Here is a 12,317-nt window from a genome sequence, read left to right on the forward strand (position 1 = left end):
GTCGATATTAAGTATGAAATTAATATAAAAGAGGTATATTATGAGTGATGTAAAAACATATGTAGCAGGTCATAAAAGCCCTGATACGGATTCAATTTGTTCTGCTATTTCCTTTGCTAACTTACTAACACAAATGGGAACACCAGCAACTCCAGTCTGTGCAGGTGAAGCTAACAAAGAAACAACATATATTTTGAATCATTTTGGCTTTGAACACCCACAAATTGTTAAGAACTGGGAAGAATTTGCTCCAGAAGGCGGCAACTTGTATTTAACAGACCATAATGAATCAAAACAAATTATTGATGGTTACAAATCCATGAATATGTGTGGTGTAGTTGATCATCACCGTATTGGTGATTTCGAAACTGATGGACCTGTATTTATGCGTTTAGAACCAGTTGGTTGCTCCAATACAATCATTACTAAATTGTACATGGAGAATAATCAAGAAATTCCTAAAGGCATTGCAGGCTTGATGTTATCTGCTATCATTTCTGATACTGTATTATTCCGTTCTCCAACATGTACAGAAACAGATAAAGAAATGGCTCATAAATTAGCCGAAATCGCTGGCGTAGATATTGAGTCCTATGGGCTAGATATGTTGAAAGCGGGAGCAGATATTTCTGATTTAACTAATGATGACATTGTTCGTACCGACATGAAAGAGTTCTCTGAAGCAGGTAAGACCATTTCTATCGGTCAAATTTCTGTTATGGATACAACTGATGTATTGGCTAAACAAGGCGAACTAGTACAAGCCTTAGAAGCGCTTCGCAATGCTAATAACTATGATGCATCTTACATCATGATTACAAATATTCTCGATGAAAGTACTACATTGTTGTTTAGTGGAGATGTAGAGGCCGTAGTTACTAAAGCATTTGAAAAAGAAATAAAAGATAATGGTGTATTCTTACCTAATACTATGTCTCGTAAAAAACAAATTGTACCACCAATTCTTGGTGCCATGAAATAGTATACAAACTAAAAAAGAACGTTGCTCGCAACGTTCTTCTTCTCTATTTATAGGGCTTCAAGTATATTGCATGTATATTGTAATTGCTATTATATATGTGTTTATTTACATATAATAATTTAGCTTTTAACTATACATACTTGTTTCACAGCTTATTAAAGATTATTTATGTATATTTGGAGTTTGTATTGCATATGTAAGGACAATAGGTGTGTTTCGATGAATTCATTATTAACAGGTTTAAATAAAGAACAACAACAAGCAGTCCAGCATACGGAAGGCCCTTTATTGATTTTAGCTGGTGCTGGATCTGGTAAAACAAAGGTCTTAACGGTTCGTATTGCACATTTATTGGCACAAGGTATTAATCCTTATGAAATCTTGGCTATTACTTTCACCAATAAAGCGGCAAAAGAGATGAAAAGCCGTGTAGAAGGTCTTGTAGGCGATGTGGCAAATCGTATATGGCTTAGTACATTCCATAGTTTTTGTGCTAAGTTTTTACGTTTTGAAATAGATAGTTTCTTAGGGTATAACAGCAATTTTACTATCTATGACACATCTGACTCTCAAGCTGTTATTAAGGCCGCATTGAAAGCGTTAAATTTGGATGATAAATACTATCCTGTAGGGGCTATGATTGCTGCCATATCAGATGCTAAGAATAAATTACTTTTTGCTTCTGATTTTAGAAAACAAGCACGAGACTTTTACCAACAAAAGGTAGCTGATGTTTATGAGTATTATGAGCGGGAGTTGCGCAAGAATAATGCATTAGATTTTGATGATCTATTATTAGTAGCCGTTAAATTATTACAGTCTAATGCAACTGTTTTTGATAAATATAGTCATCGTTTCCGTTATGTCATGATTGACGAGTATCAAGATACAAACCATGCACAATATTTATTGGCGAAATTATTAGCTTCACATTGGAAGAATATCGCCGTCGTGGGTGATGCTGATCAAAGTATTTATGCTTGGCGTGGCGCTGATATTCAAAATATCTTAGATTTTGAAAAGGACTATCCTAATTGTACATCTATTAAATTAGAGCAAAACTATCGTTCTACTAAGATTATTCTCGATGCAGCCAATGCTGTTATCGATAATAATGAAGGTCGCCCAGAGAAAAATCTTTGGACCGATAAAATAGAAGGCGCAAAAATTCAGCATTTTACGGCTCAATCCGAACATGAGGAAGCAGCTTTTATCGGTGACACAATCGCTAAAAAACATGATATTCACGATGTTCCATATGGGGATATGGCCATTTTATATCGTACAAATGCCCAGTCTCGTGTCCTTGAAGAAGCACTTATTAAGCGAGCCTTACCCTATACGATGGTAGGGGGCACAAAGTTTTATGATCGTAAAGAAATCAAAGACGTTTTAGCTTATTTACGCGTATTATACAATCCCTTTGATGATTTGAGCTTATTGCGCATCATTAATGTGCCAAAACGGAGTATTGGGGCCACTACAGTTGCTAAACTACAAGACTATGCTCGTGAAAAAGGAACGTCTTTGTTTATGACGCTTACGCAGTTACACTTAATTGATTCTATCAAGGGAAAAACTAAAGAAAAGTTAGAAGAATTCGGTATTCTCATCTTTACTCTTGTTTCTGAAATGGAAGATAAAACTGTACTCGATATCTTAGAATCTATTCTAGATAGAACAGGTTATTTGGCTCAATTAGAAGAGAGTACAGACCCACAAGATCAAGCTCGTGCTGAGAATATTGGTGAGCTTTTATCTGTGGCAAAAGACTTCCAAGATACAAATCCATCTGGTACTGTAGAGGACTTTTTAGAGCAAGTAGCACTTGTTAACGATGTAGACTCCTTCGAACAAGAAGAGGCTAAAGTGACATTGATGACATTACATGCTGCAAAGGGTTTGGAATTTCCTATCGTATTCTTATGTGGTTTGGAAGAAGGTTTATTCCCTCATAGTCGTACCTTGATGAACCCTGAAGAAATTGAAGAGGAACGTCGTCTTGCTTATGTAGGTATTACGCGTGCTGAAAAGGAATTATATATTTCTCATGCCACTACGCGTACCGTATTTGGACGGACTAGCAGCTATTTACCATCTCGTTTTATCGATGAAATTCCAGAAGAGTTAGTAGATGGTTTGCGTGCTAAGCGTAAAGTACCTGATGATATTAAGCGTCATGTGCCGCAACATATGAGTGTCACAAGCCGACCAGTTACAAAGCCAATCGTTCGCAATGAAGTAATTGCCGATTGGAAGGTTGGTGATACGGCTATTCATAGCAAGTGGGGCAATGGTAAAGTCATCAATGTTGCCGGCGAAGGGGCTGGTATGAAGCTGACAATTGAATTCCCCACACAAGGTGTACGTGTAGTAATGGCAAAATTTGCACCTGTTAAGAAGGGATAAAATTTGTGTATGGCAGTTAACCTCTCTACCTTACTTGTAAGGAACGTATAGAGTGTTACTGCACTGTAAAAGGGATGTAATATGAATCCGAAAGATAGAATTAAAGAGTTACAACAAGAGCTAACTCATGCGCAGTATTTATACTACGTAAAAGATGCTCCTACAATGAGTGACTTTGAATATGATAAAAAATATCGTGAGCTTGTTGATTTGGAAACCGCTCATCCTGAATATATTGTGTCATCTTCTCCAACACAACGGGTAGGCATGAAGGTGGAAGGTTCCTTTGAAAAGGTCGTTCATGGCCGTCCTATGTTGAGCTTATCTAATGTATTTAGTGCTGATGAAGTACGTGCATTTGCTAGTCGTGTAGAGAAGGAATTAGGTCATAAGCCTTCTGCTTATGTGGTAGAACTTAAAATCGATGGTTTAGCTGTTAATTTGCACTATGAGAACGGCATGTTTGTACGTGCCGTAACACGTGGTGATGGTCGCATTGGTGAAGACGTAACTGCTAATGTGCGTACTATTAAATCCATTCCTTTATATTTAGAGAATGCGCCAGAATTTATCGAGGTTCGCGGTGAAGCGTATATGCCTCATAGTGAATTTAAACGTATAAATGAAGAACGTGACGAAGAGGGCTTACCTACCTTCGTAAATCCTCGTAATGCAGCAGCCGGTTCTTTGCGTCAGCAAGATCCTGCCATTACGGCTAGTCGTAATTTAGCATTCTTTGCCTATGCAATCGGTTCTGAAGTGGGGGCTAATATTCATAGCCAAGAGGAATTATTACAAAGCTTAGAAACGTTTAAGTTTTCTGTAAACCCTCATTACCGCGTATGCAAAACAATTGACGAGGTCATAGAGGCTATTAATTATTGGGGTGAAAAGCGCCATGAGTTGCCATACGATACAGATGGTATGGTAATTAAGGTCAATAGTTTTGATGACCAAGAGGTACTTGGTAGTACTGCGAAGGATCCTAAGTGGGCAACAGCGTACAAATATCCTCCAGAAGAGGTAGAAACCGTTCTTAAGGATATTACTATCAATGTAGGACGTACAGGTGTTCTTACGCCAACAGGCGAGCTTGAATCCGTATTCGTATCTGGTACGAATGTAAGTCGTGTAACATTACACAATCAAGACTTTATCAATGAAAAGGATATTCGCATTGGTGACCACGTTATCATTCACAAGGCGGCTGAAATTATTCCAGAAGTCATCCGCGTAGTTCCAGAAAAACGTAATGGTTCTGAGGTGCCTTTCACTATTCCAAATCGCTGTCCAGTATGTGACTCTCCTACAGTTCGTCGTGAAGGTGAAGCCGCTATTCGTTGTACCAATAAACATTGTCCTGCCATTGAAAAGGAACAAATTATCCATTTTGCATCTCGCGATGCTATGAATATTGATGGTTTAGGTCCTAGCATTGTAGAAAACCTCATCAATAACAAATTAATCACTAATGTTGTTGATTTATATCATTTAACGGTCGAACAACTAGTTACAATGGACCGAATGGGTAAGAAATCTGCAGAGAATTTGGTAAAAGCTATCGGAGATTCTAAATCTCGCGGATTAGATCGTGTACTATATGGTCTTGGTATTCGACTAATTGGATCTAAAGCAGCCGGCACAATTGCTAACGTTGTAAAATCTATGGAACGTTTCATGACAATTACTAAAGAAGAATTGGTGGCGGTAGAAGAAATCGGTCCTACTATGGCAGATAGTATTGTTGAATACCGTCAAGATTCTGCTCATGTAGAAATCATTGAGGGCTTAACAGCGGCAGGACTTAAGATGACTGTAGATGTTGTTGAAGCAGCAGGCAACCAAATGGAAGGAGAAATCGTCGTTCTCACAGGTAAACTTGAAGTTATGGGCCGCAGTGAAGCTGGTAAGATTCTTGAAGCTCATGGGGCTAAGGTGACAGGTTCCGTTTCTAAGAAAACAACCCTTGTTATTGCTGGCGAAGACAGTGGTAGTAAGCTTACTAAAGCAAATGAATTGGGTATTCGTGTTATGAATGAAGAAGAGTTTGTAGAACTCCTACGCGAACTCGGAGAAATCCAATAGATATACATTCTACAATATTTTGAAAATATATATTATTTGCTTTATAATAAATAATTATGAAAGGATGTGTCTCGATGAAAATCAGCCAAGAGGAAATTAAAAAAATCGCCTTACTTTCACGCTTGGAAGTTAAGGAAGAACATATGGCACATGTAGAAAAAGAGTTGTCCGACATCTTGACTTATGTTGCTGAACTAGATGCATTAGAACTTGATGGTGTGGAGCCTATGGCTCATGCAGTACCATTGCACAATGTATTTAGAGAGGATGAAACAAAACCATCCCTCGATCATGATTTAGCTTTATCCAATGCTCCAGAAGCAGAGGATGGGTACTTTAAGGTACCTCGCGTTGTACAAGAATAGGAGGTTTCGCTGTGGCAACAATTCATGAATTACACAAGAAACTAGTGAATAAAGAAATCAGCGCTGTTGAATTGACGAATGCTGTTATTGCACATAAAGCGAAAGTGGAACCGACTGTGCATGCGTACTTGTCTGATTCTCATGACCGTGCTTTAACTATAGCTAAGGTTGTAGACGAAGCAATTGCTAAAGGTGAAGCGATTTCTCCATTAGCTGGTATTCCTGGTGCGATTAAAGATAATATTTGTATCAAAGACGAACCCGCAACTTGTGCGTCTAAAATGTTAGAAAACTTTGTGCCTCCATATAATGCATCTGTTATCGAGCGCTTACAAGACAATCATTATATTAGCCTTGGTAAACTTAATATGGATGAATTTGCTATGGGCGGTTCTACAGAGAATTCTGCATTAGCAAAAACGACTAATCCATGGAATATTGACTGTGTACCGGGTGGTTCTTCTGGTGGTAGTGCAGCTGCTGTTTCTAGTGGTTCTGCAATTTGGGCTCTCGGTTCTGATACAGGTGGCTCCATTCGTCAACCAGCCTCTTTCTGTGGCGTAGTAGGTTTAAAACCAACCTATGGTAATGTATCCCGTTACGGCCTTATTGCTTTTGCATCTTCTTTAGATCAAATCGGACCTGTTACACGGGATGTAACGGATGCTGCATTGGTATTGAATGCTATTTCTGGTTACGATGCAAAGGATTCTACATCGATTCCAGGTGCTCGTGTGGATTACACTACAGCTCTTGTAAATGATGTAAAAAATCTTAAAATTGGTGTGCCAAAAGAATTCTTTGGTGAAGGTCTCAATAGTGAAGTTCGCAAAGCTATGGAAGAGGCTATCGAAACATATAAAAAATTAGGTGCTGAAATCGTTGAGATTTCCTTGCCTAACTCTAAATATGCGTTGTCTGCATACTATATCATCGCATTGGCAGAGGCAAGCTCCAATTTGGCTCGTTATGACGGCGTAAGCTATGGTATGCGCGTACCTGCAGATAATCTAGTAGACATGTCTACTAAAACTCGTACAGAAGGTTTTGGCCCTGAGGTACAACGCCGTATCTTGTTAGGTACTTATGTATTGAGTGCTGGTTACTACGATGCTTACTATTTGAAAGCATTAAAAGTCCGCCGCCTCATTAAAAATGAATTTGATGAAGCATTCTCCAAAGTGGATTTGATTTTAACACCAACGGCACCTAATACGTCTTATAAATTTGGTGAAAAAGCAAATGACCCATTGGCAATGTATTTAGAAGATATCTGTACGGTACCAGCAAACCTTGCAGGTATTCCAGGCATTAGCATTCCAGCAGGTATGAGCAACAGTAATTTGCCAATCGGCTTGCAATTGCTTGGACCTGCTATGGGTGAAGAAACATTGTTACGTGCCGCTTTTACATTTGAACAAGCACGTCCAGACTGTCAATTAGTAGCACCAACTGGGGAGGTTTCTCTATGAGTAGTAAATACGAAACAGTCGTTGGTTTAGAGGTTCATACAGAGCTTAAGACTAAGTCTAAAATCTTCTGTGGTTGTACCACTGAATTCGGCGGTGATCAAAATACACATGTATGCCCAGTGTGCCTTGGCTTACCTGGTGCAATGCCTGTGTTAAATAAACAAGTAGTAGAATTTGCTATTAAAGTAGGTTTAGCATTGAATTGTGAAATCCTTAACTTTAACAAATTTGACCGCAAAAACTACTATTATCCTGATTTGCCTAAAAACTATCAAACATCTCAATATGATTTGCCAATTTGCTTAAATGGTCATTTAGATATTGAGGTTAATGGTGAAACTAAACGCATCGGTATTACCCGTATTCATATGGAAGAGGATGCAGGTAAACTCGTCCATAGTGGCAACACTATTTCCGACTCTAAATCTTCTAATGTTGACTACAACCGTACGGGTGTACCTCTTCTTGAAATCGTATCTGAACCAGATATCCGTTCCGGTGCAGAAGCGCGAGCATACGTTGAAAAATTACGTTCTATTTTGCAATATTTAGAAGTATCTGACGGTCGTATGGAAGAGGGTTCTTTGCGTGGTGACTGTAACGTATCCGTACGTTTACGTGGCACTACAGAATTTGGTACACGTACAGAAACTAAAAATGTTAACTCTTTAACTGCAATCCAAAAAGTTGTTGAATATGAAGCATTGCGCCAAGCTAAGTTAATCGAAGCTGGCGGTACTGTAGATCAAGAAACACGTACTTGGGATGATGCACAAGGTATCACTCTTGGTATGCGTAAAAAAGACGAAGAAAACGATTACCGTTACTTCCCAGAACCAGATTTGGTACCAATCGTAATTACAGATGAAAAAATCGAAGAAGTACGTCGTGCACTGCCAGAATTACAAGATGCTAAAATTGCACGCTTTGTATCTGAATATGGTTTGTCTCGTGAAGATGCTACAATTCTTACAGTATCTCGTAAGACTGCAGACTTTTTAGATGCTACTGTAAAAGCAGGTGCAGATGCTAAAACTGTGGCTAACTGGATGCTTGGTGACTTATCCAAGATGATTAATGAAAGCGGTTTAACATTTGCTGAATCTAAAGTAAGCCCTGAAAACTTGGCTGGTATGATTGCTCTTATCGATAAAGGTACAATTTCCGGCAAAATTGCGAAAAAAGTTATCGTATCCATGTGGGAATCCGGCAAGGATGCTGATACTATTGTAAAAGAGGAAGGTCTAGTTCAAATCACAGATACTGGTGCTATTGAAGAAATTGTTAAGCAAGTTATTGCTAATAATCCACAACCAGTAGCAGACTTCAAGAGTGGTAATGGTAAGGCTATAGGCTTCTTAGTTGGTCAAGTTATGAAGGAATCCAAAGGCCGAGCTAATCCTGGAATGGTAAATGAATTACTTAAAAAATTCTTAAATGACTGATATGAGTGTTAACATATATTAGCATTAAGCAATATAAAAAATAATCCCTTCAGGTATATGGCTTTATATCTGAAGGGATTTCTATTTGCCATTATGATGGTAAAATATGGTATAATAAATTGTATAAAATCAATTAGTATTTGTTCATATAAAGGAAATACATATGAATGATCAACACAATATAAACAATAATCAAAATACATATAGAAATGGTCAATCAGATGATACTTATAGTCGCAGTACTTATTCTGGTGCACCTAATACACGCGTATTATCCGACGATGAGAGACGAGAATTTGATGGTGTAACTATTGAAGAGGTAGGCGATTCCGTCAATGTAGATTCAACGCCAACTAATATCAATGACGAGCAAAAATATTACGATGAAAACAATCAATATGAACCGAAAGTTAAGGTGTATAGCTTTAATAGTACAAGCTGGCTTAGTCGAATTATATTGTTCATTGTTTTAGGGATTATTTTGGCTGCTGTTGTATTCTTTGGCAGTATCATTCTCACTGTCGCATCTGTTGTTATTTTAGTGGGTGCTATTATTTCTATTATATTTAGTCTCTTTTAATGGTATAATACATATATTATGACTAGACGGTGGCTGAGCCATTCGATGATTTAAAGGGGACCTATGAACGTAGTTTTATCCACATTAAACTCAAAATTTATACATTCTTCTCTGGCTTTACGTTATCTCAAAGCGTATGGGCAGGCTCACGGACAGGCATACGATATAGTAGAATATACTATTAATATGCCTGTTTTACATATTCTTAGCGATATTACAGAGCGCAATATAGATGTATTGGGCTTTGCTTGCTATATCTGGAATATTGAGATGACTTTACATGTAGTAGACATGGTGAAAGCTGTACGACCAGATATTAAAATTATTTTAGGTGGGCCGGAGGTGTCTTTCACAGCCGATGAAATCTTAAATCGTTGTGCTGCTGTGGACTATGTCGTACAAGGTGAGGGGGAAGAAGCTTTTTATCAACTTATTAGTGCACTAATCGCTGGCAAGGATGGCTTAGAAGAGCAGATTCCTGGCGTACGTGGTCGCCACATTTCTGGCCGACTCCTGGGCTCTACTGATACGGTGGAGGTAAAAGATCTGAGTACTATACCATTCCCATATGTGGAAGAGGATATGATAGATTTAGAACATAAAATCATCTACTATGAATCCTCTCGAGGGTGCCCATTCTCTTGTCAGTACTGTTTATCTGGCAATAAAAATACCGTTCGCTTTTTTCCGCAGGAAAGAACTTTTAAAGAACTACAGTGGTTTATCGATCATAAGGTAAAACAAGTTAAATTTGTTGATAGAACTTTTAACTGTGCGCCACATCATCATCGACCTATGATGGAATTCATGCGTGATGCCGATACGGAGACGAATTTCCATCTAGAAATGGAACCAGAGCTAATGACGGAATGGGAAACAAATATTCTCTGTGAAACACCACCAGGCCGTATTCAAATTGAGGTAGGGGTTCAAAGTACACATAAGAAAACCTTGGATGCTATTAATCGATATAATGATTGGTCGTATATTCAAAAGGCTATTCGCCCTATTATTGAAGCAGGCCGAACTCATGTGCACATGGATTTAATTGTAGGCCTGCCTTACGAGAATAAACGGCGATTTGGATTATCCTTTAATGATCTTTTTAGTTTACAGCCACATGCGTTACAAATTGGATTTTTAAAACTGTTAAAAGGTTCTGGTGTACGCCGTATGGAGGAGTATCAATACATTAGTGATCCCTTAGCGCCATATGAGGTATTAAGTACTCACGTGCTCCCTTATAGAGATATACGCTTCTTAAAACACTTTGAAGATGTCTTTGAACGCTTTTATAATAGTGAACGATTTAGAACTGTGTTTGGCTATATTGGTAGTAAGCTTATAAAAGAACATACTGATACATCTATAACTGGGAAAGATACAGAAACTAATCATGTACCACCTATGAAAAAGTATGATCCTTCTAAAGTGGAGACAAAAAACGATGCCTTTTCCTATTTTTGTGACATGACACAAGCTTGGCTCGATGCAGGTAATCATAAGATTAATTTGAAAGATATAGATCAAATAGAGTTCTTGTACAATTTTTTCTTGTCTAAAGGTGATACAGTAGCTGCCGAATTATTACAATATGATACACTCGTTAGCTATCGTGGTAAGGTCCGCAGTGAAGCCGTAGGTTTACCAAAACAGACAAAAGAACTTTTACAAGAAGGGGAAGCATTCTGGCGCAATGAAGAAATTGCATCTCAGTATATTCCTAACTATACATTTAAAGAGTGGCGCAAAATTCGCCAACAATATGTAGAAATGCCTATGTCTGAAGATACGGCTAAAGTGTTAGGTATAGAGAATGTACCAAATGTACCTTTTACAGTTGTAATCGACGTAAATAAAGAGGTAAAACCTTTTATACGTCCTGAAATAGAGGCTTGTTAGTAATACAAAAATAGTTTATCTAATTTTTTATAATCAAAAGATTAGAGAATTTATGATAGTTGAAATATTACATAATAAGCGATGATTGGTTAGTTTAATAGGAGTATTATGACCGATACAACGAGACCAAAACGATACCGCATGGTATCTAAATATTATAAAGAAACATATGGGGAAAAGGTTTATAAATTACCTGTAGCACTACCCTTGACCTGTCCTAACAGAGATGGTTCGGCTGGTGTTGGAGGCTGTACCTTTTGTGGTGAAATTGGCGCGGGCTACGAAAATCGTCCTGCCTGGATGACTGTGCGCATGCAATTAGAGGAAAACATTGCTCACATAGGACCTAAATATAAAGCAAAGAAGTTCATCCCTTATTACCAAAACTTTAGTAATACCTACTTGAATCTTGATGATTTTAAAAGCTATATTGAACAAGGTTGTATCGATGAAGCCGTGGGCATTGCTATTGCAACTAGACCCGATTGTATTGCCGATGAATATCTTGAAATATTAGCTGATATTAGGGATCGCTTTCATAAGGATATCTATATTGAGCTAGGTCTTCAAACGGTTAACTATGATACATTAGAGAAAATTAATCGTGGTCATGATTTAGCCCAGTTTATTGATGCCGTATTACGGATTAAACGATATGGATTTAACATAACTACTCATATGATAGTTAATTTACCATGGGATACAATGAAGGATACAATCGAAGGGGCTCGTATTTTATCTGCACTCGGTGTTGATCAAGTGAAACTGCATGCTTTGTATATTGTAAAAAATACATTGATGGCCAAGTGGTATCAAGAGGGGCAGTTTACTTTAATTAGTGCGGAAGAATATGCTGACCGGGTTGTTAATTTTGTACGTCATTTACATCCTGACATTGTTTTACAGCGTCTTGTAGGTAGAGCGCCTGAAGATAATACGCTTTTTACAAACTGGTCCATGGGTTGGTGGCGCGTACAAGATTTAATTGATGATAAACTAGACGAACTAGATGCTCATCAAGGTGATCTTTGTGATTACCTAAATGGTAAAGCAGTTCGTAAATTTATAGATTAGGAG

9 protein-coding genes are annotated in these 12,317 nt (G+C 37.9%); all 9 read left to right on the top strand.

From position 1 onward, the window contains the following. Positions 1 to 40: 40 nt before the first annotated feature. The 9 genes from NE668_RS01985 to mnmL all read left to right on the top strand — a co-directional run bounded on the left by NE668_RS01985 (position 41) and on the right by mnmL (position 12,314). Complete coding sequence (locus NE668_RS01985; RefSeq protein WP_128114073.1) at positions 41 to 982, top strand: manganese-dependent inorganic pyrophosphatase; 942 nt, start codon at positions 41 to 43, stop codon at positions 980 to 982. Positions 983 to 1,201: 219 nt separating this feature from the next. Then, complete coding sequence (pcrA, locus tag NE668_RS01990; protein WP_227036988.1) at positions 1,202 to 3,391, top strand: DNA helicase PcrA; 2,190 nt, start codon at positions 1,202 to 1,204, stop codon at positions 3,389 to 3,391. 81 nt (positions 3,392 to 3,472) lie between these two features. After that, entirely contained in the window at positions 3,473 to 5,476 is a 2,004-nt protein-coding gene (gene ligA / locus NE668_RS01995; protein WP_227036987.1) for an NAD-dependent DNA ligase LigA, read from the top strand. A gap of 74 nt (positions 5,477 to 5,550) precedes the next feature. After that, the gene (gene gatC, locus NE668_RS02000; RefSeq protein WP_004696952.1) at positions 5,551 to 5,841 is read left to right on the top strand and encodes an Asp-tRNA(Asn)/Glu-tRNA(Gln) amidotransferase subunit GatC; all 291 of its coding nucleotides are present in this window, start codon (positions 5,551 to 5,553) and stop codon (positions 5,839 to 5,841) included. A gap of 11 nt (positions 5,842 to 5,852) precedes the next feature. After that, on the top strand, positions 5,853 to 7,313 hold the full coding sequence (gatA, locus tag NE668_RS02005) for an Asp-tRNA(Asn)/Glu-tRNA(Gln) amidotransferase subunit GatA (protein WP_227036986.1): 1,461 nt from the start codon (positions 5,853 to 5,855) through the stop codon (positions 7,311 to 7,313). Then, the gene (gene gatB, locus NE668_RS02010; protein ID WP_227036985.1) at positions 7,310 to 8,758 is read left to right on the top strand and encodes an Asp-tRNA(Asn)/Glu-tRNA(Gln) amidotransferase subunit GatB; all 1,449 of its coding nucleotides are present in this window, start codon (positions 7,310 to 7,312) and stop codon (positions 8,756 to 8,758) included. Before gatA ends, gatB begins: the two co-directional genes overlap by 4 nt. 163 nt (positions 8,759 to 8,921) lie before the next feature. Further along, positions 8,922 to 9,338 (top strand): DUF308 domain-containing protein, encoded by a 417-nt coding sequence (locus tag NE668_RS02015; protein ID WP_227036984.1) that lies wholly within the window; start codon positions 8,922 to 8,924, stop codon positions 9,336 to 9,338. 63 nt (positions 9,339 to 9,401) lie between these two features. Next, the gene (locus NE668_RS02020; protein ID WP_227036983.1) at positions 9,402 to 11,240 is read left to right on the top strand and encodes a B12-binding domain-containing radical SAM protein; all 1,839 of its coding nucleotides are present in this window, start codon (positions 9,402 to 9,404) and stop codon (positions 11,238 to 11,240) included. 108 nt (positions 11,241 to 11,348) lie between these two features. Next, the gene (gene mnmL / locus NE668_RS02025; protein ID WP_004695956.1) at positions 11,349 to 12,314 is read left to right on the top strand and encodes a tRNA modification radical SAM protein MnmL/YtqA; all 966 of its coding nucleotides are present in this window, start codon (positions 11,349 to 11,351) and stop codon (positions 12,312 to 12,314) included. The last annotated feature ends 3 nt before the right edge of the window (positions 12,315 to 12,317 follow it).

Origin of the sequence: Veillonella parvula (genome assembly GCF_024461875.1) — a bacterium.
GTDB classification, from domain to species: Bacteria; Bacillota; Negativicutes; order Veillonellales; family Veillonellaceae; genus Veillonella; species Veillonella parvula_I.

Excerpts from the sequence above, each read along its gene's own strand:
- pcrA (WP_227036988.1), top strand. The coding sequence starts at position 1,202 with ATGAATTCATTATTAACAGGTTTAAATAAAGAACAACAACAAGCAGTC.
- gatB (WP_227036985.1), top strand. The coding sequence starts at position 7,310 with ATGAGTAGTAAATACGAAACAGTCGTTGGTTTAGAGGTTCATACAGAG.
- mnmL (WP_004695956.1), top strand. The coding sequence starts at position 11,349 with ATGACCGATACAACGAGACCAAAACGATACCGCATGGTATCTAAATAT.
- NE668_RS02020 (WP_227036983.1), top strand. The coding sequence starts at position 9,402 with ATGAACGTAGTTTTATCCACATTAAACTCAAAATTTATACATTCTTCT.
- NE668_RS02015 (WP_227036984.1), top strand. The coding sequence starts at position 8,922 with ATGAATGATCAACACAATATAAACAATAATCAAAATACATATAGAAAT.
- NE668_RS01985 (WP_128114073.1), top strand. The coding sequence starts at position 41 with ATGAGTGATGTAAAAACATATGTAGCAGGTCATAAAAGCCCTGATACG.
- gatC (WP_004696952.1), top strand. The coding sequence starts at position 5,551 with ATGAAAATCAGCCAAGAGGAAATTAAAAAAATCGCCTTACTTTCACGC.
- ligA (WP_227036987.1), top strand. The coding sequence starts at position 3,473 with ATGAATCCGAAAGATAGAATTAAAGAGTTACAACAAGAGCTAACTCAT.